This is a genomic window from Tropicimonas sp., from assembly GCF_047971885.1.
GTDB lineage: Bacteria > Pseudomonadota > Alphaproteobacteria > Rhodobacterales > Rhodobacteraceae > Tropicimonas.
The window spans coordinates 1-21,129 of record NZ_JBKEAE010000016.1; the positions used below are offsets into that span (position 1 = coordinate 1).

At 65.6% G+C, this 21,129-nt stretch carries 28 protein-coding genes and 1 pseudogene; 24 read left to right on the plus strand and 5 right to left on the minus strand.

Annotation, left to right across the window (positions count from 1 at the left end; genetic code table 11):
* The first annotated feature begins 22 nt into the window (after positions 1–22).
* From ACK5IR_RS01630 to rpmE, 7 genes are all read left to right on the plus strand, one after another.
* Positions 23–361, plus strand: a complete 339-nt coding sequence (locus ACK5IR_RS01630; RefSeq protein ID WP_416925247.1) for a chorismate mutase — start codon at positions 23–25, stop codon at positions 359–361.
* A 48-nt stretch (positions 362–409) separates the two neighbouring features.
* Positions 410–805 (plus strand): 30S ribosomal protein S16, encoded by a 396-nt coding sequence (gene rpsP / locus ACK5IR_RS01635; protein WP_416925249.1) that lies wholly within the window; start codon positions 410–412, stop codon positions 803–805.
* Between the two features lie 166 nt (positions 806–971).
* The gene (gene rimM / locus ACK5IR_RS01640) at positions 972–1,475 is read left to right on the plus strand and encodes a ribosome maturation factor RimM (RefSeq protein ID WP_416925251.1); all 504 of its coding nucleotides are present in this window, start codon (positions 972–974) and stop codon (positions 1,473–1,475) included.
* On the plus strand, positions 1,472–2,182 hold the full coding sequence (locus ACK5IR_RS01645) for a hypothetical protein (RefSeq protein ID WP_416925253.1): 711 nt from the start codon (positions 1,472–1,474) through the stop codon (positions 2,180–2,182). Before rimM ends, ACK5IR_RS01645 begins: the two co-directional genes overlap by 4 nt.
* A complete protein-coding gene (gene trmD, locus ACK5IR_RS01650; protein WP_416925255.1) occupies positions 2,175–3,005 on the plus strand; it encodes a tRNA (guanosine(37)-N1)-methyltransferase TrmD in 831 nt (276 codons plus the stop codon). The genes ACK5IR_RS01645 and trmD overlap by 8 nt, the downstream gene beginning before the upstream one ends.
* A gap of 258 nt (positions 3,006–3,263) precedes the next feature.
* Entirely contained in the window at positions 3,264–3,635 is a 372-nt protein-coding gene (gene rplS, locus ACK5IR_RS01655; protein WP_416925257.1) for a 50S ribosomal protein L19, read from the plus strand.
* Between the two features lie 11 nt (positions 3,636–3,646).
* Complete coding sequence (gene rpmE / locus ACK5IR_RS01660) at positions 3,647–3,868, plus strand: 50S ribosomal protein L31 (protein ID WP_416925259.1); 222 nt, start codon at positions 3,647–3,649, stop codon at positions 3,866–3,868.
* A 50-nt stretch (positions 3,869–3,918) separates the two neighbouring features.
* On the opposite strand, the gene ACK5IR_RS01665 is transcribed toward rpmE, so the two are convergent.
* From ACK5IR_RS01665 to ACK5IR_RS01675, 3 genes are all read right to left on the minus strand, one after another.
* Positions 3,919–4,785 (minus strand): alpha/beta fold hydrolase, encoded by an 867-nt coding sequence (locus ACK5IR_RS01665; protein ID WP_416925261.1) that lies wholly within the window; start codon positions 4,783–4,785, stop codon positions 3,919–3,921.
* 24 nt (positions 4,786–4,809) lie between these two features.
* Positions 4,810–5,610: a lytic murein transglycosylase gene (locus tag ACK5IR_RS01670; RefSeq protein WP_416925263.1), complete on the minus strand. Its 801-nt coding sequence runs from the start codon at positions 5,608–5,610 to the stop codon at positions 4,810–4,812.
* Positions 5,611–5,894: 284 nt separating this feature from the next.
* Positions 5,895–6,797 carry a LysR family transcriptional regulator gene (locus ACK5IR_RS01675; RefSeq protein WP_416925265.1) on the minus strand — a complete coding sequence of 301 codons (903 nt, stop codon included), beginning with the start codon at positions 6,795–6,797 and terminating at the stop codon, positions 5,895–5,897.
* 298 nt (positions 6,798–7,095) lie between these two features.
* Between ACK5IR_RS01675 and ACK5IR_RS01680 the strand changes: the two genes are divergently transcribed.
* The 13 genes from ACK5IR_RS01680 (at position 7,096) to ACK5IR_RS01740 (ending at position 17,127) form a co-directional block, all read left to right on the plus strand.
* Entirely contained in the window at positions 7,096–8,001 is a 906-nt protein-coding gene (locus ACK5IR_RS01680) for a lysophospholipid acyltransferase family protein (RefSeq protein WP_416925267.1), read from the plus strand.
* A complete protein-coding gene (locus tag ACK5IR_RS01685) occupies positions 8,001–8,813 on the plus strand; it encodes a glutamate racemase (protein WP_416925269.1) in 813 nt (270 codons plus the stop codon). The genes ACK5IR_RS01680 and ACK5IR_RS01685 overlap by 1 nt, the downstream gene beginning before the upstream one ends.
* Positions 8,814–8,869: 56 nt before the next feature.
* A complete protein-coding gene (gene argC, locus ACK5IR_RS01690; protein ID WP_416925271.1) occupies positions 8,870–9,898 on the plus strand; it encodes an N-acetyl-gamma-glutamyl-phosphate reductase in 1,029 nt (342 codons plus the stop codon).
* 43 nt (positions 9,899–9,941) lie between these two features.
* Entirely contained in the window at positions 9,942–10,394 is a 453-nt protein-coding gene (ccmE, locus tag ACK5IR_RS01695; protein ID WP_416925300.1) for a cytochrome c maturation protein CcmE, read from the plus strand.
* Positions 10,395–10,570: 176 nt separating this feature from the next.
* Positions 10,571–11,182, plus strand: coding sequence for a holin-associated N-acetylmuramidase (locus tag ACK5IR_RS01700; protein WP_416925273.1), 612 nt, complete (start codon positions 10,571–10,573; stop codon positions 11,180–11,182).
* On the plus strand, positions 11,173–11,724 hold the full coding sequence (locus ACK5IR_RS01705; protein WP_416925275.1) for a holin family protein: 552 nt from the start codon (positions 11,173–11,175) through the stop codon (positions 11,722–11,724). The genes ACK5IR_RS01700 and ACK5IR_RS01705 overlap by 10 nt, the downstream gene beginning before the upstream one ends.
* Positions 11,717–11,902 carry a hypothetical protein gene (locus ACK5IR_RS01710; protein WP_416925277.1) on the plus strand — a complete coding sequence of 62 codons (186 nt, stop codon included), beginning with the start codon at positions 11,717–11,719 and terminating at the stop codon, positions 11,900–11,902. Before ACK5IR_RS01705 ends, ACK5IR_RS01710 begins: the two co-directional genes overlap by 8 nt.
* Before the next feature lie 25 nt (positions 11,903–11,927).
* Positions 11,928–12,353: a hypothetical protein gene (locus tag ACK5IR_RS01715; RefSeq protein ID WP_416925279.1), complete on the plus strand. Its 426-nt coding sequence runs from the start codon at positions 11,928–11,930 to the stop codon at positions 12,351–12,353.
* A 5-nt stretch (positions 12,354–12,358) separates the two neighbouring features.
* Positions 12,359–12,541, plus strand: a complete 183-nt coding sequence (locus ACK5IR_RS01720) for a hypothetical protein (protein WP_416925281.1) — start codon at positions 12,359–12,361, stop codon at positions 12,539–12,541.
* 78 nt (positions 12,542–12,619) lie between these two features.
* Entirely contained in the window at positions 12,620–14,599 is a 1,980-nt protein-coding gene (locus ACK5IR_RS01725) for a heme lyase CcmF/NrfE family subunit (protein ID WP_416925282.1), read from the plus strand.
* Positions 14,596–15,051: a cytochrome c-type biogenesis protein CcmH gene (locus tag ACK5IR_RS01730; protein ID WP_416925284.1), complete on the plus strand. Its 456-nt coding sequence runs from the start codon at positions 14,596–14,598 to the stop codon at positions 15,049–15,051. The genes ACK5IR_RS01725 and ACK5IR_RS01730 overlap by 4 nt, the downstream gene beginning before the upstream one ends.
* A 66-nt stretch (positions 15,052–15,117) precedes the next feature.
* Positions 15,118–15,894 (plus strand): enoyl-CoA hydratase-related protein, encoded by a 777-nt coding sequence (locus ACK5IR_RS01735; RefSeq protein ID WP_416925286.1) that lies wholly within the window; start codon positions 15,118–15,120, stop codon positions 15,892–15,894.
* Between the two features lie 69 nt (positions 15,895–15,963).
* Positions 15,964–17,127 (plus strand): M20 aminoacylase family protein, encoded by a 1,164-nt coding sequence (locus ACK5IR_RS01740; RefSeq protein WP_416925288.1) that lies wholly within the window; start codon positions 15,964–15,966, stop codon positions 17,125–17,127.
* Positions 17,128–17,156: 29 nt separating this feature from the next.
* Here the strand turns inward: ACK5IR_RS01740 and ACK5IR_RS01745 are convergent, their stop codons facing one another.
* Complete coding sequence (locus ACK5IR_RS01745; RefSeq protein ID WP_416925290.1) at positions 17,157–17,660, minus strand: GNAT family N-acetyltransferase; 504 nt, start codon at positions 17,658–17,660, stop codon at positions 17,157–17,159.
* 204 nt (positions 17,661–17,864) lie between these two features.
* Between ACK5IR_RS01745 and ACK5IR_RS01750 the strand changes: the two genes are divergently transcribed.
* A complete protein-coding gene (locus ACK5IR_RS01750) occupies positions 17,865–18,665 on the plus strand; it encodes a glycosyl transferase (RefSeq protein ID WP_416925292.1) in 801 nt (266 codons plus the stop codon).
* A gap of 13 nt (positions 18,666–18,678) precedes the next feature.
* Here the strand turns inward: ACK5IR_RS01750 and moaA are convergent, their stop codons facing one another.
* Complete coding sequence (moaA, locus tag ACK5IR_RS01755; RefSeq protein ID WP_416925294.1) at positions 18,679–19,680, minus strand: GTP 3',8-cyclase MoaA; 1,002 nt, start codon at positions 19,678–19,680, stop codon at positions 18,679–18,681.
* 113 nt (positions 19,681–19,793) lie between these two features.
* Here moaA and ACK5IR_RS01760 point away from each other — a divergent pair, with 113 nt between their 5' ends.
* The 3 genes and pseudogenes from ACK5IR_RS01760 to grxD form a co-directional block, all read left to right on the plus strand.
* Positions 19,794–20,273 carry a D-galactarate dehydratase gene (locus ACK5IR_RS01760; RefSeq protein WP_416925296.1) on the plus strand — a complete coding sequence of 160 codons (480 nt, stop codon included), beginning with the start codon at positions 19,794–19,796 and terminating at the stop codon, positions 20,271–20,273.
* Between the two features lie 106 nt (positions 20,274–20,379).
* Positions 20,380–20,622 carry a BolA/IbaG family iron-sulfur metabolism protein gene (locus ACK5IR_RS01765; protein ID WP_416925298.1) on the plus strand — a complete coding sequence of 81 codons (243 nt, stop codon included), beginning with the start codon at positions 20,380–20,382 and terminating at the stop codon, positions 20,620–20,622.
* Positions 20,623–20,671: 49 nt separating this feature from the next.
* Positions 20,672–21,028, plus strand: a pseudogene (grxD, locus tag ACK5IR_RS01770) (Grx4 family monothiol glutaredoxin); the annotation flags it as partial.
* Between the last annotated feature and the right edge of the window lie 101 nt (positions 21,029–21,129).

Below are 21,129 nucleotides of genomic sequence, written 5' to 3' on the forward strand. Positions count from 1 at the left end.
GATACGGCAGGGAGGGATCCGCATGACCCGCAACGACCACACGGCCGCAACGGGGGAACCGCCGGCGGACGACGATACCCGGCGGGCCGCAGACCTCCTCAGCGGGCATCGCCAGAGCATCGACCGGCTCGATGCCATTCTCGTCTACACGCTGGGCGAACGGTTCAAGCACACGCAGGCCGTGGGCAGGCTCAAGGCCGAACACAACCTTCCCCCGTCCGATCCGGCGCGCGAGGCGCAGCAGATCGAACGGCTCGAAGACCTGGCGAAGGAGGCCGACCTGGCCCCCGAATTCGCCAAGGCGTTCCTGAATTTCATCATTCAGGAAGTCATCCGACATCACCGCAAACACCAGGAATGACAGGCGGCACCCCGTCTGATCGACACCATTGACAAGGAGAAGATACAAATGGCCATGAAAATTCGTCTCGCGCGCGGCGGCTCCAAGAAACGCCCGTATTACTCGATCGTCGCCGCCGATTCGCGCATGCCGCGCGACGGCCGCTTCATCGAGAAGCTGGGCACCTATAACCCGCTGCTGCCCAAGGACAGCGAAGACCGGGTGAAGATGGACATGGAGCGCGTCCAGTACTGGCTTGGCCAGGGCGCCCAGCCGACCGACCGCATCGTGCGTTTCCTCGAAGCAGCCGGCCTGCGCGAGAAGGCCGCGCGCAACAACCCCAACAAGGCAGTGCCGGGAAAGAAGGCCAAGGAGCGCGCCGAAGAAAAGGCCGCCAAGGCTGCTGCCGCCGCCGAAGCCGCCGCGGCACCGGCCGAGGAGGCCACCGCGGACGCCGGCGAATAGCAATGACCGTCACCTCCCTCTGCCCCGGCCGCGCCAGGGCCGCGTTCCGCGATGAGCCTTTTGGACCCGCGCCATGGCGGCGGGAGGTGTGCCGTTTGCCGGCCGGTTGTCCGGGCGAGGCGCGGCAGCGTGCGGATGCGTTCCGGTTTTCTCCGGAGGCGCGCTGATGTCCGGCCGGGTTTGCGTGGGCGCCGTTGCCGGCGCGTTCGGGGTCAGGGGCGAGGTCAGGCTCAAGAGCTTCTGCGCCACGCCCGAGGATATCGCCTCCTACGGGCCGCTCTGCGACGAGAGCGGCCGGCGGAGCTTTACCGTCGAACTGTCGAACCCGGTCAGCAACGGCTTTGCGGCGCGGCTTTCGGGCGTGGCGACCAGGGAACAGGCCGATGCCCTGCGCGGCCTGCGTCTCTATGTCGACCGGAGCCGGATGCCGGACCTGCCCGAGGACGAGTTCTACCATGCGGATCTGATCGGGCTGGAGGTGCGCGACACCGGCGGAGGGCTGCTCGGCCAGGTGCGTGCCGTGCAGGATTACGGTGCCGGCGACATGCTTGAGATTGTCGGTCCCGGGCTGAAGGCGCCGCTTCTGCTACCCTTCACCCGCGAGGCGGTGCCGACGGTCGATATTGCCGCCGGGCGCATCGTCGCCGACCCGCCCGAGGGCCTGTTGTGAAACACAAGGCGGCGCTCCTTCTCTGCGGCGCGCTGTTTCTTGCCGCCCCGATCGGTGCCGGGATCACCGGCGCGGCCTATTTCGCCGTCATCCCGTTCGCCGGGCTTTTCCTTCTGTGGGATTTCGTGATGCGCAAGACACCGTTTCACGGCGATACCCGGATGGTGCTGCCGGCGATCATGACCGCCCTTGCGCTTGCTTCGGTCAGCATCGGGGTGGGCGCGGTGCTGCGGATCGTGTTCACGGTCGGCACAACCGCGCCGCTGTCGGCATGGCTGGCGCTGGGGCTGGGCGCGCTGGGGCTCGGCCGGTTCCTGTGGCAGCCCGGCGAAACCGCCGAATCCGACCGCCTCATCGAAGCCGGGCTGAAACGTCTCGACAGGGCCGGATCGCGCGTCCGCCCCTCCACCGCCCAGCAAGACGCGGAGGTGACACCGAAAGAGCCAGAGGCGCCCGGCGACACGATGTCCGGTGCCTTCGACCGGATCGTCGCCGCCGCCGACACCGAGACCCTGGCAAAGTTCCTCGACCATACCGGCGATCTTCTGGATACGGACCCTTCTGCCTGGCCGCTCCTGCCCGGGGTCGATCGCCTGATCGACATCGCGAACCAGATCGAAAGCGACCATCCGGATTTATCCGAACGGCTGGTTGAACTGGCCGAACGGATCGAGAACCTTGAGCGCGAAGGATCCGCCAGTGACTGACAAGCCCCGATCCCACGGCCGGCTGGCGATCGGCCCCAGCCTTGTCCCACGCGACCTGATGAGCCCGACGCCGCGGCTTCACGGCGCATGGACCGTGCGGATCATCACCCTGTTTCCCGCCGCCTTCCCCGGGGTCCTGGGTGAAAGCCTGACCGGCAAGGCGTTGCACGAGGGTCTCTGGGCGCTCGAAACCATCGACCTGCGCCGCTTTGGCGAGGGGCGCCATCGCAACGTCGACGACACGCCGACCGGCGGCGGCGCCGGCATGGTGCTGCGCCCGGACGTGGTGGCCGCGGCGCTGGACGAGGCGGCAGCCGGCACCCCGCCCGACCGCGCGGGCTGGCCGGTTGTCTGTCTCAGCCCGCGCGGACGGCGCTTCGACCAGAGCACGGCACATCGCTGGGCGCGGGCAAAAGGCGCGACCCTGCTCTGCGGCCGGTTCGAAGGCGTCGACCAGCGCATTCTTGAGGCCCGTGAAATCGAGGAAATCAGCCTCGGCGATTTCGTGCTGACCGGCGGCGAGATCGCCGCGCAGGCGATGATCGACGCCACCGTCCGCCTGCTGCCCGGCGTGCTGGGCAACCAGACATCGACGGAGGAAGAGAGCTTCTCGGACGGGTTGCTGGAGCATCCGCAATACACCCGCCCCAACGACTGGTGTGGCCATGCGGTACCCGAGGTGCTGCTGTCGGGCCATCACGCAAGGATCGCCGAATGGCGGCGCGCCCAATCCGTCGCGCTGACGCGCCGCCGCCGGCCCGATCTGTGGCTGGCCTATTGCGCGGCACACGGGCTCGATCCGGAAAGCGGGAAACCGGCCTGACTGCCGGCCTTGCGTCGCCCGCACCTTTCCCCTAAACAGCGCCATCCCGGGCGGGCGACCGACTCGGGCGGTTTGGTGTGCGGCCGCATTCTCGGATGGGCCTTCTTCGGTCCGATCTTCGGGGCGCGTGGCAAACCTTCAAGGAAATGACGACCTGACCTCCGGCGGGCGCAGGATGCGGACCCGATGAAGACCGGGAGCTCTGAGGGCGCGAAACACCTTGCGGATCAACCGCAGGCAGCAAGAGGAGCGTATCGGATGGATCTGATCGCAGAACTGGAGGCCGAACAGATCGCCTCCCTCGGGAAGGAGATTCCCGACTTCAAGGCGGGCGATACGGTTCGTGTCGGCTACAAGGTGACCGAGGGCTCGCGCTCGCGGGTGCAGAACTACGAGGGCGTCTGCATCAGCCGCAAGAACGGCAAGGGTATTGCCGGTTCGTTCACCGTCCGCAAGATTTCCTTTGGCGAAGGCGTGGAGCGCGTGTTCCCGCTGCATTCGACCAATATCGAGAGCATCACCGTCGTGCGCCGCGGCCGCGTCCGCCGTTCGAAGCTCTATTACCTGCGGTCGCGCCGCGGCAAGTCGGCCCGGATCGCGGAAGACAGCACCTACAAGGCCAGGGATTGAGGAGCAGCGCGATGAAAAAGGGCATACACCCCGACTACCACCTCATCGACGTCAAGCTGACCGATGGCACCGTGGTGCAGATGAAATCGACCTGGGGCAAGGAAGGCGAGCAGCTTTCGCTCGATATCGACCCCTCGTCGCATCCCGCATGGACCGGCGGTTCGCAGAAGCTGATGGACACCGGCGGGCGCGTCTCGAAGTTCAAAAAGAAATACGAGGGGCTGGGTTTCTGAACCCACCCCCGGGATACCACTGCCAGAACGCCGCCTTCGGGCGGCGTTTTTCATACCGGAACCCCGCTGAACATCGCGCCGAAATAGCCCGCATAGAGCAGGGGCGCCTCGATGTTCATCGAATGGCCGATGCCGGGCACCCGGACAAGCCGGCAATCCGGCAGTTCGGCCGCCATCCGCTGCATATCGGCAAGCGGGATGATCCCGTCGCGTTCGCCCCAGAGCACCAGCGTTTCGTGACGGAGTTCGCCTACCCTTGCCGCGACCTCGCCGGAGTCGAATTCCGCAGTCAGGTTGAGGGGCGTGCCGAGCCAGATCCCGTCGGCGACGGCAAAGCTCTGCCTGACGATGCGGTCGAAAAGCCGCGCCTGTGCGGCGATTCCGCTGCGGAATTCCGGCATGCCGCCAGCCTGCGCGACATCACCCCGGAAAAGCGCCGGCGCCACGCCGGCCATGACCTTGCGCGTCAGTTCCTGACCGGCCTGCATGGCGCGGAAACCGTCGATGGCACGCGGTTCGAACTTCAGCCCGAAGGGGGCAACCGGATCGAGCGCGAGGATCTTGCCGAAGCGATCGGGCTGCATGAGCTGCATCCGCGCCGCGATGAACCCGCCGGTGGAATGGGTGGCGAGATGGCAGCGCGCAACACCCAGCGTATCGAGCGCGGCGATCATGTCCTCGGCATGCCGCTGCATCGAGTAGTTGGTGTAACCGGGTACCGGCGCGGGCCTGTCGCTGTCGCCGCAGCCGCGCCAGTCGATGCCGATGATCCGCAGATCGGCGGGAACCCAGGGGGCGGCAAGCTCGATCCAGTCCTTGCTGGCCAGATTGCCGTGCACGAACAGCACCGGAACCGGCCCGGTGCCCCAGATTCGGCAACCCAGATTCACCCGGCCGGCCCGGATCCTGTCCGCCATCGCAACCGCCCTCCCGTTGCGGGATCAGCCGTCGATCTGCGCCCCCATCGCCGCGAGCGACTTCTGATAGACCGAAGCTGCATTCCATTCCTTGAGCACGTTGAAGTTGCGGCTTCCGGGCTGGTAGCTTTGCCCCGGCGCCCAGCCTTTCGAGCGCAGGTAATTCGCGGTCGAGGCCAGCGCATCGGACATGTTGTTCAGATCAACCCGCCCGTCGCCGTTGCCGTCGCGGCCGTAGCGCAGCGCATTGCCGGGGAGAAACTGCGTATGGCCCAGTTCGCCGTGCTTGGCCCCAACGGAGCCGGGCGACATCATGCCCTTGTCGATCATCTTCAACGCACCGATCAGATGCGGCTCGAACATCTGCGGCCGGCGGCAATCGTAGGCAAGTGTCGCGGTAGCGTTCAGCACGTTGGAATTGCCCATGAACTTGCCAAATCCGGTCTCCATGCCGTGAATCGCGATGATCACCCCCGCCGGCACCCCGTAGCTGCGCTCGAGCGAATCATAGAGCCCCGGGTTTTGCGCCTTGCGTTTCTTGCCCTGCGACACGATCACGTTGCAGCCACGTTTCTGGCAGAACTGGTCGTAGCTGAGCTTGAAGCTTTTCTGGCCCCGGTCGGCGTTGATCGTCGCCTGTGAATACTGGGTGCCGGCAAGCGCCGAAAGGCCCCGTTTCCCGACACCGGCGCGGGCCGCCTCCTGGGCGAAATCCTGCTTCCAGGCATCGAATCCGGCAGCGGATTTCCCGCACTGGGCGGCAAGGCCGGGACCGGCGAACGCAAGCACCGCCGCCACCGCAAGAAAGGCAAATCTGGAATGCATATAATAACCTCCACGGGATATGCGCCGGCACTCTAGCCCAGTCACCGGCCCGCGCCAAACCAATGATTTCGGAACAGTCAAAAAAATAGGCCGAGATTACAGTATCTCGGCCCAGGTCCAACAGGGAGGTAATGACAGATGCCAGAAGCGCCTGCCATTGCTTCGACATCTAGGAATGTGAACGATGCGGTTCAAGGCACGAGTTGCCGCACGGGCGAAATGCAGCCATGTTTGTGGTGCATATGCAACGATAGTATCGCGCGGGGCGTATCAACCGCCGGTTGTCATCGCTGATCGGCTTCGAGGTTCCGCCGATGCGCCTGAATTTCCTCGACGATGAAATCCCGGAAGGCCGCGATACGCTTGGACTGGCGAAGTTCCTCGGGATAGGCGAGGAAAACCGGCACTTCGGCGCTTTCTATATCGGGCAGAACGCGAATGAGTTCGGTTTCCCATTCAACGATGTAGTCGGGCAGAACGCCGATTCCGAGATCGTTCTTCACGCATTGCAGCACCCCGAAATAGTTGTTGACGTTCAACCGTGAGGTGATGCCGTGCCCCAGCAGCCACTGCACCATCGAGGCGCCGGCGGCGACCTGGGTCACCGACGTGCCCTGACAGATCAGGCGATGTTCGGCCATGTCTTCGGCGCTCTCGGGCGTGCCGCGCTGGTCGAGATATGTCCGCGAGGCATAGAGCCGCATCCGCACGGTCATCAGCCGCTTGCGGATCAGGTCGGCCTGGCTGGGCTCCTTCATCCGGATCGCCACGTCGGCCTCGCGCATCGGAAGGTCGAGCACACGTTCCTCGAGCATGAGGTCGATGTTGAGATCGGGGTATTTCGCATAAAGATTGTTGAGCCTCGGCGCAAGCCAGAGCGAACCGAAACCATGCGCCGTGGTCACCCGAAGTTCGCCGAAAACCTCTTCCTCGCTGTCCCTGATCCGCGCCGACGCCGCATCGAGCCGCTTCGACATCGCGCGGGTCGCGTCGTACAGAAGCTCTCCCTGCTCGGTCAGGATCAGGCCGCGCGCGTGGCGGTGGAACAATGTGGTGTTGAGGCTTTCCTCCAGCGCCCGGATTTGCCGCGAGACGGCGGACTGGCTGAGATGGAGCGAGTCACCGGCATGCGTGAGGCTGCCCGCGGAAGCGACCGCATGGAAGATTCTGAGCTTGTCCCAATCCATATGGAATTACCTACCTGACATTTTGTGCTGACATTCCACCAGCTTGCTCGTCCGGTTCGCGTCCCGGCACTATGTAGTCACGATTGGCGCGCAGGCAAATCGCAATTGCGCCCCAGCGGGCTTCTCCACGTACTTGTTGCACACCCGGCACGTTGCCGGGCGTGCCCGGCAGGCGATTTCGCCACCCGGCGCAGCGCCGCGACGAATCCGCCGGACCGCCACGCATATGAATATTCGGCGTGAACGCTGGTGAAGTACGGAATTCCACGCTATTCGCCTGCCAGCACGGAGATTCCCGATGGCCGATCGCCAGATTGCGCGCGATATCAGCTATGCCGGCAGCGTTCGCTCACGCGGTGGGCGGGCGCTGGTCAGGGTGCTGGAAAACGCCACCGGCCGGATCGGGCTGATCAGACGGGCCGAGGGGTACGAACACGAGGTTGCCGGGGGCAAGGATTTCTGGGGGGTCATGGTGGCGCGCTACGGGCTGAGCCTCGACGTGGTCGGCGGCAGCCTCGACAACATTCCCGCCACCGGCCCGCTGATCGCCATCGCCAACCACCCCTACGGCATACTCGACGGGCTGATGATGGGGCATATCCTCAGCATCGTGCGCGGCGATTTCCGCATTCTCGCCAACTCGGTGTTCCGCAAGGCCGAGGACCTCGACCGCGTGATCCTGCCGATCTCCTTCGACGAAACGTCCGAAGGGCGGCGACAGAACATCGAAACGCGCAAGGCGGCGCTGCATTACCTCGGCGACGGGGGGGCGATCGGCGTCTTTCCGGGCGGCACGGTTTCCACCGCGATCAAGCCCTTCACCCGGCCGATGGATCCGGGATGGCGCAGCTTCACCGCCAGGATGATCGCCAAGTCCCGGGCCACGGTGGTTCCGATCTATTTCGAGGGGCACAACAGCCGCCTGTTCCAGTTTGCCAGCCACCTGCATTCGACATTGCGACTGGCGCTGCTGATCCAGGAATTCCGCAAGCGGGTGGACGAACCGGTGCGGGTGGTCATCGGAGAGCCGATCCCGCGCGACGCATTGGACCAGCGCGCAAAAGATCCGCGCGCGATGATGGACTTTCTGCGAACCGAGACGTACTCCCTTTCTCCGAAACCGCTCACGTCGCTGGCCTACGGCTTCGAGTTCGACGACCGCTATCGCGGCGACAAGGGCGAAAAGGGATATCGCGTGTACTGATGGCAGTTGGAATATTCGATAGCGGGCTGGGCGGGCTGACGGTTCTGGATGCGGTGACCAGACGGCTGCCCGATGTGCCCTTCGTCTACTTCGGCGATAACGCCCACACCCCCTATGGCGTGCGGGATGCGGATGATGTGTACCGGCTGACGACCGCCTCGGTGGCACGCATGTGGGACGAGGGCTGCGATCTGGTGATTCTGGCCTGCAACACCGCATCTGCCGCCGCGCTGCGCCGGATGCAGGAAAGCTGGCTGCCCGCCGACAAGCGGGTTCTGGGCGTTTTCGTGCCGCTGATCGAGGCGCTGACCGAGCGCCGCTGGGGTGACAACTCCCCGCCGCGCGAGGTTGCGGTCAAGCATGTCGCGCTGTTCGCGACCCCGGCCACCGTCGCCAGCCGCGCCTTCCAGCGGGAACTTGCATTTCGCGCCATCGGGGTCGATGTCGAGGCGCAGGCATGTGGCGGTGTCGTCGATGCCATCGAGGACGGCGACTTGATACTCGCCGAAGCGCTGGTGCGCTCGCATGTGGACGCGCTGAAACGCAAGATGCCCATGCCCGAGGCCGCGATTCTCGGCTGCACCCATTATCCGCTGATGGAGGATACCTTCGCCGACGCCCTCGGGCCGGATGTTGCCGTCTACAGCCAGGCAAAGCTCGTCGCCGAGAGCCTCGCGGATTACCTCGCCCGGCATCCGAACATGCTTGGCGAGGACGGCGAAACCAGGTTCCTGACCACCGGAAATCCGCGCAAGGTCTCGGACCGGGCGACCCAGTTCCTGCGACGAAAGATCGAGTTCCGCGCCGCCTGATTGCGATGCACGCCGGCGCTTCCTATGTCTATTCCACCTGAACAACGGGACAACGCATGACCCATTCCGTCGCCATTCTGGGCGCCTCCGGCTATACCGGGGCAGAGCTTGTCCGGCTGATCGCCACCCATCCGGGGCTCAAGGTGCGCGCGCTTTCGGCCGACCGCAAGGCCGGCATGACGATGGCCGAGGTCTTTCCGCACCTGCGCCACATCGACCTGCCGCCGCTACAAACCATTGACGAGCTAGATTTCGCCGGTATCGACATCTGCTTCTGCGCCCTGCCCCATGCCACCAGTCAGGCGGTGATTTCCGAGCTTCCCGATACCCTGAAGATCGTCGATCTCAGCGCCGATTTCCGCCTGCGCGATCCGGCGGATTATGAAAAATGGTACGGCAAACCCCATGCGGCACCGGCGCTTCAGAAAGAGGCGGTCTATGGCCTGACCGAATTCTATCGCGAAGAGATTCGCGCCGCGCGGCTGGTCGCCGGAACCGGCTGCAATGCCGCGACCGGCCAGTTCTCGCTGATCCCGCCGATCCGCGCCGGCGTCATCGGGCTCGACGATATCGTGATCGACATGAAATGCGGCGTTTCGGGTGCCGGCCGTTCGCTGAAGGAAAACCTGCTGCACGCCGAACTGAGCGAGGGCTGGTACGCCTATGGCACCGGCGGCGGCCACCGGCATCTGGGAGAGTTCGATCAGGAATTCTCGAAGGCCGCCGGACGGCCGGTCGAGGTGCAGTTCACTCCGCACCTGATCCCCGGCAACCGGGGCATCTTTGCCGCGAGCTATGTCAGCGGCGAACCGCGCGCCGTTCACGCCGCGCTCGCCGAAGCCTACGCGGACGAACCGTTCATCGAGGTGCTGCCCCTCGGCGCCATACCGCAAACCAAGCACGTTCGCGGCTCGAACTTCGTGCATATCGGCGTGGTGGCCGAACGCGCGGCGGGGCGGACAACGATCTTTGCCGTGATCGACAACCTGACCAAGGGGTCGTCCGGACAGGCGATCCAGAACGCAAATCTGATGCTGGGCCATGACGAGACGGCGGGGCTGATGCTGGCGCCGCTCTACCCTTGAGCCGAAGCGCCGCCCACGGGAGGAAAACGCAACCATGGCAGGAATGAAGGGTCTGAAGAAGAAACGCCGGGTTCAGGTGATTGTGGTGACTTTCGTCGCCCTCTTCGGCAGCGCGGCATTGATCGGTTACGCGATGCGCGACGGCATCAACTATTTCAAACCCCCCTCGGAAGTGGTCGCGGCACCGCCGGAGGCGCGCGAGACCTTCCGCATCGGCGGGCTGGTCGAAGAAGGGACGCTGGTGCGCGGTCAGGGCGAAACGATCACCTTCAACGTGACCGATGGCGGTGCCTCGGTGCCGGTATCCTATACCGGCGTGCTGCCCGACCTGTTCGGCGAAGGCCAGGGCATGATCGGCACCGGCAATCTGGTCGACGGAGTTTTTGTCGCCAGGGAAATCCTCGCCCGTCACGACGAATCCTACGTTCCCAAGGAGGTCGTCGACGCGCTCAAGGAGCAGGGCGTCTATCGCCACTACGAAGACGGGGACAGCTGAGCCCGGACAGCGCACCGAACCGATGACAGCGGCAATTCTCGGGCAACTCTGGCATTTCCGATTGAAACTAACGTCTTCCTGTGTGGTCTTCGGCACAGGGCCGAACGGTATGATTTACGTTTCTTAAACGATTTGGCCGAGCCTCCCGCACATCGATTTGTGCCGGAGACAGGCCCATGAATGACATTGAAACCATTGCCAGCGAGATCGTCGCCCGGGAAGGCGGCTATGTGGACGATCCGGACGATCCCGGCGGCGCGACCAATCACGGGGTCACCATCGGCACCCTGAGGCGGCTCGGGATCGACCTCGATGGCGACGGAAAGATCACCACCAGCGACGTGCGGCAACTCGATCGCGAAACGGCGGTCGAGATTTTCCTCGTACCTTATTCCCGCCGCCCGCGCATCGCCGAGTTGCCGAAGGAACTGCAGCCGGGCGTCTTCGACATGTACGTCAACGCGGGCGCCAATGCGGTCAGGATTCTGCAGCGGCTGCTGGTAAAGATGGAAATCCCGGTAACGGTCGACGGGCTGATCGGCCCGCAGACCATCGCGGCCGCCCGGCAGGCGGGCGAACTGGCGCCGCATCATCTGGCCGATGCCTATGGCATCGAGCGGCGCAACTACTATTACGCTCTGGCGGATTCCCGCCCCGCAAGCCGGAAGTTCGCGCGGCGGAAAGACGGCGGCAAGGGCGGCTGGATTACCCGGGCCGAACTTTTCATCTCGGCCCGGTTCCGCCTGACGGAGGCCGAGCATCGCGCCCGGGTGGCGGCATGGGGTTGATGCCGGGCGCGCTGTCGCTGATCCTCGGCCCGGGGCGGAACGCTATCGCCGAGACGGTCGGGGTGTTCCGCGAAAACCCGGAGAACGGCGCCGCCCGCGAGGCGGCGCTGAACCAGGCCGCGCTTGCCCAGTTCGCGGCTGAATTCGCCCTTCCGCGCAAGGGTCTGTTCGATCGGACAATCGACGGGCTGAACCGGGTGCCCCGCCCGGCGATGGCACTGGGCACGCTGGCGCTTTTCGTCGCCGCAATGGTGGATCCGGTGTGGTTTGCCTCGCGCATGCAGGGGATGGCGCTTGTGCCCGAACCGCTGTGGTGGCTGCTCGGCGCGATCGTCGGCTTCTATTTCGGCGCCCGCCATCAGGCCAAGGGGCAGGAGTTCCGGCAATCCATCGCCGAGACGCTGGCCCGCGCCGGCGAGTTGCGCGATGCGCTCGGCCTGACACAGGACGCGGCGCCGCAAGCCGCCGGGCAGCGACCCGCCGCCACGCAGCGCTATCCCGGCAATCCGGCGCTGGCGGAATGGAGCGAGGCCGGTGGCTGACGACTTCTGGATCACCCTTGCCACCGAACACGGGCCTTGGGTGGTTCTGGTGTTCTACCTGCTCTTCCGGGACCATCAGAAGGACGATGCGACCCGGACCATCCTGAACCGCAATACCGAGATCATCGTGGAGATCACCACGCTGATCCGCGAGCGGCTTCCGCGCGACCGCGTGTGAAGCCGCAACCCAGAGGGCGCACCCGATGAAACAGGCATTTTCGATCTATGTGATGGTGCTGGCGGCGACGCACACGTCATTCCTTGCCCGGGGGGTTCACGCAACCGCCGGCATCGCCTATGGCGCGCTGACCATCATGGCGCTGATGATCTCGGCCATCTTCCTGTGGCTCTGGGCGATGCGGATGTCGCCGCTGTCGCTCGGCATGGCGTTTTCCTGGGCTGGCGCGGCGCTGGTGATGGGCTGGTGGTGGCTCCATTCGCTGCTCGGCGCGCCGCTGTGGATGCAGCGGAGCGAATTGCCGCTGGTTCTGCTGACGCTTTTCCTCACCGGCGCCATCCTGCATTTCCAGGTTATCGAGACGTCCTTCGGCTTCCGCCGGGGCGGGTTCCTGCTGCCGGTCGCAGGCGCGGTGGTGGCTGCGGCATTTGTGCTGGCGCTGGCGGGATAGCGGCAATGGCAAGCCGCCGGAAATATCCCGAACCGCGCCCGAAGGGCTGGCTTACCGCCGCGTGGCGGCCAGCCCGGCGCGCGACGATGCATCTGCTGATGGGGCGACGCTTCATGCGTGCGCTCGAAGCCAACCGGGCGGCGGCCGACCGGCTGGACCTGGCAGTAAGGGAAGCGCTCGGCCGCTGAGCCGCCATCCCGCGATCGTGACGGCATGGTGCCGCAGACCCGTTGCCCGCCAGATGGCGCTGCATTAGGGTCCGCGGCATGATTGTAGAACTCGGCCATTTCGCCCTTGTCCTCGCCGCGCTGGTCGCGGTCGTTCAGATGATTGTCCCGATGGTGGGCGCCGGCCGGGGATGGCCGGGCTGGATGGCCGTGGCGGTTCCCGCCGCAACCGTGCAGTTCGTGCTGGTCGCGCTGTCCTTCGCCGCCCTCACCTGGGCCTTCGTGACCTCGGATTTCTCGGTCAGGCTGGTGGTGCTGAACTCGCACACCTCCAAGCCCATGCTCTACAAGGTCGCGGGCGTCTGGGGGAACCACGAAGGCTCGATGCTGCTCTGGGTGCTGATCCTGGCGCTGTTCGGTGCCTGCGCGGCCTGGTTCGGCGGCAATCTGAAACCGACGCTCAAGGCGCGCGTGCTGGCGGTTCAGGCGTCGATATCGGTCGCCTTTTACGGCTTCATCCTTTTCACCTCGAACCCGTTCCTGCGGCTGATCGTGCCACCGATGAACGGCGAGGATCTGAATCCGCTGTTGCAGGACCCGGGCCTCGCCTTCCATCCGCCGTTTCTCTATCTCGGCTATGTCGGGCTTTCGATGGCGTTCTCGTTTGCCGTCGCAGCGCTGATCGAGGGCCGGGTCGATGCCGCCTGGGGCCGCTGGGTCCGGCCGTGGACGCTGGCGGCGTGGATATTCCTTACCATCGGCATCGGGCTCGGCTCGTGGTGGGCCTATTACGAGCTTGGCTGGGGCGGCTTCTGGTTCTGGGACCCGGTCGAGAATGCCAGCTTCATGCCCTGGCTGCTGGCCGCCGCACTGCTGCATTCGGCCATTGTGGTCGAAAAGCGCGAGGCGTTGAAAAGCTGGACCATCCTTCTGGCGATCATGGCCTTCGGTTTTTCGCTGATCGGGACCTTCCTCGTCCGCTCGGGTGTGATTACCAGCGTGCATGCCTTCGCCAACGATCCGGAACGCGGGGTCTACATCCTCGTCATCCTCGCCTTCTTCATGGGCGGCGCGCTGATGCTCTATTCGATCCGCTCAAGCGCGCTGGAGGCCAAGGGCGTCTTCGCACTGGTCAGCCGGGAAAGCGCCATCGTGGTCAACAACATCCTGCTGGCAGTGGCCGCCTTTGTCGTCTTCGTCGGAACGATCTGGCCGCTGGTCGCCGAGATGGCCTTTGGCCGCAAGCTTTCGGTCGGTGCGCCCTTCTTCGACGCGGCGTTCACCCCCTTCATGGTTGCCATAACCGTCATCCTGCCGGTGGGGGCGATGCTGCCGTGGAAGCGCGGCAACCTCGCGCGCACCCTGCAACCGCTGGGCGGCGCGCTTGCGCTCAGCCTTGCCGGCGCAGGCCTGATCTGGGTCATGCAGACAGGCCGGAGCATGCTGGCGCCGGTCGGCTTTCTGCTCGCGGCCTGGGTCACGCTCGGCGCGCTGACCGACCTGTGGCTGCGCACCGGACGGGGCGATCCTGCCAGCCGGTTCCGGCGCCTGCGCAACCTGCCGGGCGCCGACTGGGGCAAGGCAACGGCCCATATCGGGCTTGCCATTACCTTTTTCGGCATCGCCGGACTGACCGCCTGGGAATCCGAGGATATCCGCGTGGCGCAGGTGGGCGAGCGGTTCACCCACGGCGCCTACGAGATCGAGCTCCGCGCGGTCGACGAGGTTGCCGGCCCCAACTACCTGTCGGTCACGGCGACGATGGCTGTCTATCGCAACGGACGCGAGATCGCTGTGCTGCACCCCGAAAAGCGCTCGTACCCCGTGGCGCAGATGCCGACAACCGAGGCCGACATCGACAACGGCTTTTTCCGCGACATCTACCTTGTCATCGGTGACCCGCAGCAGGGCGGCGGCTGGGCCGTGCGCACCTATGTGAAACCCTTCGCCAACTGGATATGGGCGGGCTGCATCATCATGGGGCTGGGCGGCGTGTTCTCTCTTTCCGACCGTCGCTACCGCGTCGCCGCCGGCGCGGCGAAGCGCCGGACGCCTGCCGGGGGGGTGCCCGCGGAATGAAACGCATCCTGCTTGCCGCGATGCTGGCGCTTGGCGCGCCCGCCCTTGCCGTGACGCCGGGCGAAATGCTCGACGATCCCGCTCTCGAAGCGCGGGCGCGGGAGATCTCGAAGGGGCTGCGCTGCCTTGTCTGCCGCAACGAGAATATCGACGATTCGAACGCCGGGCTTGCCTCGGACCTGCGTGTGCTGGTGCGCGAGCGTCTGGTGGAGGGCGACAGCGACCGGCAGGTTGTCGATTTCGTCGTCGATCGCTACGGCGAATATGTCCTGCTGAAGCCGACGGCGCGCGGCGCGAACCTGATCCTGTGGATCGCCGGGCCGGTGATGCTTCTGGTCGCCGGCGGCGCCGGGTTCGCATACCTGCGGCGCCGAAGGAACGCCCCCGCCGCCGCCGAAGAGCAGCTTTCCGCCGAAGAGGAGGCGCGGCTGAAGGACATTCTGGGCGAGTGATGCGCCACCCCTTCCCCGCACCGCCGGCATGACCCTCGCCGTGCCGGACAGACAAGGACCCTGCCCGTGAACTATGAAACCCTCGACTACCGGCTCACCGAGGATATCGCTCTGATCGCGATGAACCGTCCGGCGGTGATGAACGCGCTCAACACCCAGATGCGGGCCGAACTGACCGATGCCTTCCGGCGCGCGGGAGGCGAGGCGCGTGTCGCGGTGCTGACCGGCGCGGGCCGCGCCTTCTGCTCGGGGCAGGATCTGGGCGACAAGGCCGACGTCGGGCATATCGACCTCGAACGCACGCTGCGCGACGAATACACGCCACTGATCGAATCCATCCTGACCTGCCCCGTACCCACCATCGCCGCCGTCAACGGTGCCGCCGCCGGGGCAGGCGCCAACCTCGCGCTTTCCTGCGACGTGGTGATCGCGACCGAAAGCGCGATCTTCCTTCAGGCATTCGCCCGGATCGGGCTGATGCCGGACGCCGGCGGCACCTACTGGCTGCCGCGACAGGCCGGGCTGGCACGGGCGATGGGCACGGCGCTGTTCGCCGAGCCGGTCAGCGCCCGTCAGGCCGAGGCCTGGGGCATGATCTGGGAGGCGGTTCCCGACGAGCGCTTCGCCGGGCACTGGCGCGCCCGCGCCCTGCATCTGGCCAGCGGTCCAACCCAGGCCTATTCGCGAATCCGGCAGGCGCTGCGTGCGGGTTGCGAAAACACGCTCGACGCGCAACTCGAACTCGAAGCCCGGCTTCAGGGCGAATGCGGTGCGACGCGCGATTTCAAGGAGGGTGTCGTCGCCTTTCTCGAAAAACGCCCCGCCCGGTTCGAGGGTCGCTGACAGCCCCTTGCCAATCGCCGGCGGGCGGCAAAAGGTGGTGCGGCAAGCAAACCCCGGAAAAGGAAGATCATGCCTGTCAGAAACCGTTTCGCCGAACTGCTGAACGAGATCACCGTCTGGCGGCGCGACATGCACGAACATCCGGAACTTCAGTTCGACACCTTCCGCACCTCGGAACTGGTGGCCGAGCGGTTGCTCGCCTTCGGTTGCGACGAGGTGGTGACCGGGATCGGCAGGACCGGCGTGGCCGGCATCATCCGGGGCAGGAGCGACACCTGTGGCCGGGCGATCGGGCTGCGCGCCGACATGGATGCACTGCCCATCGTCGAGGAAACCGGGCTTGCCCATGCCTCGCGAACGCCGGGGATCATGCACGCCTGCGGACACGACGGGCACACCGCCATGCTGCTGGGCGCGGCGAAATACCTCGCCGAAACGCGCAATTTCGACGGAACGGCCGTGGTGATCTTCCAGCCCGCGGAAGAGGGCGGCGGCGGCGCGCGCGAGATGTGCCGCGACGGGCTGATGGAAAGGTTCGGCATTCAGGAGGTCTATGGCATGCACAACTGGCCCGGCCTGCCCGCCGGCGCCTTTGCCATCCGCCCGGGGCCGTTCTTCGCCTCGGCCGACCATTTCGAGATCGCCGTCCGGGGCAAGGGCGGCCATGCCGCCAAACCGCACGAGACGGTGGACCCGACGCTCGTTGCCTCCCACATCGTGATCGCGCTGCAATCCATCGCCTCGCGCAACGCGAACCCGGTCGAGCAGATCGTCGTCTCGGTCACCTCGTTCGAGACCGCCAGCACCGCCTACAACGTCATCCCGCCGAGCGTGCTGCTCAAGGGAACGGTGCGGACCCTGACCCCGGCGATGCGCGACATGGCCGAGGCGCGGCTGATCCGCATCGCCACGGCAACGGCCGACGCCTTTGGCGCAACGGCCAGCGCCAGCTATCACCGCAATTACCCTGTAATGGTCAACGCCGCCGAACAGACGGAATTCGCCGCCCGGGCCGCGCGCGCGGTCTCGGGCGATTGCTCCGAGGCGCCGCTGGTCATGGGGGGCGAGGATTTCGCCTTCATGCTCGGGGAACGCCCCGGCGCCTACATCCTGATCGGCAATGGCGATACCGCGATGGTCCACAGTCCCGACTACGATTTCAACGACGCGGCCATCCCGGCGGGCTGCTCGTGGTGGGCGGAAATCGTCGAAAGCCGCATGCCGGTTGGCTGACATCACCGACTTGCGCACGCCGGGCAAAATCACTGTCCATCAGGCGCGTTGCGTATCTCCATCGGCAGAACGATGCCCCATGCGGTCTCGATCGCGGGGCCGGCAATGCGGAACCCCAGCTTGCGGTAGGCCGCTATCGCATGCGCGTTCTCCGGATGCGGGTCGGTTGCGACAACCGGAGCGCCCAGCCGGAACAGCGCGCGCAGGCGCTGTCCGATGAAGCCGGTGCCATGCCCCCGGCCGATCATGTCGCTTTCTCCGATATACTGGTCGATCCCTCTCGACCCTTCGGGAAGATAATCGAAGTGATGGCCACCCCAGCCGTGTACCGCATAATCCTGCATATAGGCAAAGGGCCTGCCGTCGAACGAGACGATCCACCGCGACACGCGCCGGTCGTCCAGTTTTTCCCGGTCGAACTGGTCGGTATTGCCCCACCAGCGGCGCACATGCGCCGCCGCCTGCCAGCTGCGCAGGAGATCGAGATCATCGACCCCGGCGGCGCGAAAGCTGTAATGACCGCTGCCCGTCACATAATCCCCCCGAGTTTCGGCGCATGCCGCGATGGTTGGCCAGGAAGGACGGTACGGCATCACGCGGGCGTTTCCCAACCGAATCAAACCGGTTTGCCCGGCGAGCGTATGATCCACAGCTTTGGGCAGTCATCTTCCTGACAACATGGAAGACGTTTCCTATCCTCCGAACTTCTTCTACAGAGGCCGCTGAAGGAGACCCGCATGGCTGTTGCCAACGTCATCTGCATCAAATGGGGTACGCTGTTCGGGCCGGAATATGTCAACCGGCTCTATTCCGGCGTGCGGCGCAACCTGACAGAGGAAGTTCGCTTCTTCTGCATGACCGAGCATCGCGCCGGGCTGCACCCGGATATCGGGGTGCTGGATCTGCCCGTCGAACCCTATCTGGGCGCGATGGATGCGGCGCTTGCGGTCGCCAACCGGCAGGGCGCGATGCGCAAGGTCAGCCTGTTCCGGCCCGGTCTGATCCCCGATCTGACGGGGCCGCTGCTGGGCTTTGACCTCGACGTGGTGATCACCGGTTCTCTGGACGACATCCTGCATCTTGCCCCGGGCAAGGTGGCGATGCGGGCCGACTGGGTCGAGGCGCGGCGCGGGCGGCCCACCGGGCACGGCTCGGTCTTCCGGTTCGATCCGGCGCTGCACGGCTGGCTCTACGATACGCTCGCCGCCGATCCGAAGGGTCAGGTCGAAAAGGCGCGCGGCTCCGAACAGCGTTATACCTCGACACTGGCGCAGGAGCGCGACGCCTTCGCCTACCTGCCGCCCGATCAGGTGGTCAGCTTCAAGCACGGCTGCCTGCGCCTGCCGCCGTGGAACTATCTGGCCGAACCGCGTCTGCCGGCAAACGCCCGGGTGGTCTGCTTCCATGGCCGGCCGAAGATGTCGGAAGCGGTCGAGGGCTACCACGGTTCGGTGCTTCGCCACACCCTGCCCTGCACCTGGCTGCGCGAGCACTGGATCGATCGCACCAGACAGGATCTGGGGTCGGACTGGGCATAGGTTCAGCGCGGCGCTAACCGCCGGTGTGGCTCATGTGGCGCGGCATCTGGCCGGAAACGGACTGGCGGGAATAGTCGAAATCGTGCCCCTTGGGCTTGCGCGCAATGGCGTTTCGGATGGCCTCTTCCAGCGGCACCGCGGCGGGGTCGCGCAGCGACGGGCGCAGGTCGGCACGGTCTTCCTGGCCCAGGCACATGTACAGTTCGCCGGTGCAGGTCAGCCGCACCCGGTTGCAGCTTTCGCAGAAATTATGGGTCAGCGGCGTTATGAAACCGATCTTCTGGCCGGTTTCCTCGAGCCGCACATAGCGTGCCGGCCCGCCGCTGCGCTCGGCAAGGTCGGTCAGCCGGTAGCGTTCGCCCAGGCGCGCCCTCAGGTCCCTGAGCGACCAGTACTGATCCAGCCGGTCCTCGGTGCCCATGTCGCCCATCGGCATGACCTCGATGAAGGTCAGATCCATGTCGCGGCCGGTGCACCATTCGACCAGCGGGAACAACTCGTCCTCGTTGAATCCCTTGAGCGCGACGGTGTTGATCTTGACCCGCAGCCCGGCCTCCTGCGCCGCATCGATACCGCGCAGCACCTGCCCGAGCCTGCCCCAGCGGGTGATTTCGCCGAATTTCCTCTCGTCCAGCGTATCGAGCGAGATGTTCACCCGGCGCACACCCAGCGACACCAGATCGGCGGCGAATCGGTGCATCTGGGTGGCATTGGTGGTCAACGTCAGTTCGTCCAGCGCGCCGCTTTGCAGATGGCGGGACATCGCCTCGACATAACTCATGATCCCACGCCGCACCAGCGGCTCGCCTCCGGTGATCCGCAGCTTGCGCACGCCAAGGCGGATGAAGGCGCTCGACAGCCGGTCCAGTTCCTCAAGCGTCAGCAATTCCCGCTTGGGCAGGAACTTCATGTTCTCGGACATGCAGTAGCTGCAACGCAGATCGCAGCGGTCGGTCACCGATACCCGAAGGTAGGTCACCGCACGAAGGAAGGGATCGATCAGGGGCGCGGACATGCGACGGAAGGTAAGCTTCGGCACATTCGCGCGCAAGACCCCGCATCGGCGGTTGCGGCAATCGTGACCAGACAGGTAAATTCGCCGCACGAGAACCGGCACCGGAGAGGCGCATGAGCTTGAAACTGATCGGATACGGCGCGCTGCTGCTGGCCGCGGCATGCGCCCACCTGCCGGGGGTGAAGCGGCCGGAAACCCCGCCGGAAAGAACCGCCATCGCGGCGCCTGCGCCCGGAACGACAGCCGCGCCGCCGCCCCGGTCGGCGCGCACGGTCGAGCAGTTCGACACCACAAGCGCCGCCGAGCGCAGGGCGGCGGCCGCACCGCCACCGGCGGCGGCCGAACGGCAGCTCGGCCGTACCGTCGCCTCGCTGGGAAATCCCGCCGATCCGGGTTTCTGGGCCGAAACCGGGCTGGTCACCGAAATTAGGCAGGGCCGCCTCGAATATCCCGGCGGCGGAACCTCGGTGAAGGTGGAACTGCGCCCCTCGGGCGGCGAGGTGGGCGCCGGAACCCGTGTCAGCCTGCCCGCGCTGCGCGTGCTGGAGGCGCCGCTCACCGATCTTCCCGAACTTGTGGTCTATGCCGAGTGACACGATCCGCCGGCATCGCCCGAACGGGGCGGCTTCCCCCTCCCCTTGCGGCGCCGTGCAGTCAGCCCTAGTTTCAGGGTGACTCGCAACCAGCAGGGATACGCCCATGGCCATAGAGGCCCAGCAGATCGAAACCCTTATCCGCGCGGCATTTCCGGATGCAACGGTCATCGTCAGCGATCTTGCCGGCGATGGCGCCCATTTCGCGGCCGAGGTGATCGACGAGAGCTTCCGCGGCATGAACAGGGTGCAGCAACAGCGCGCGGTCTATTCCGCCCTCAGGGGGATGATGGACGGTTCCGCCGCCGATCTGCATGCACTTGCGCTGACCACAAAGGCGCCCGATTGATCCCGGCGCCGTTCGATACATCGCGCCGCAACAGACAGGAAAACCAGACATGACCGCTCAGGACCAGATCAAGCAGACCATCACCGGCAATGACGTGGTGCTTTTCATGAAGGGCACCAAGATGGCGCCGCAATGCGGATTTTCGCAGCGGGTCGCCGGGGTGCTGAACTTCATGGGCGTCGATTATGCCGACATCAACGTTCTGGCCGATGAAGATGTCCGGCAGGGCATCAAGGATTTTTCCGACTGGCCGACCATCCCGCAGCTTTACGTCAAGGGCGAGTTCGTCGGCGGCTGCGATATCGTGACCGAGATGACCCTTGCGGGCTAACTCGATCAGATTTTCGAGGCGAACGGCATTTCCTACACCACGGAAGCCGCCGACAAGATCCGCGAAGCCAACGCCTGCCCGGATCGGCGCGGGACGCGAGTCCGGCGCCTGCCGGCAGCGGCGGGAAACGCGAACGGCGCCGAAAGGCGCCGTTGCCGTTTCGGGGCGGAAGGCCG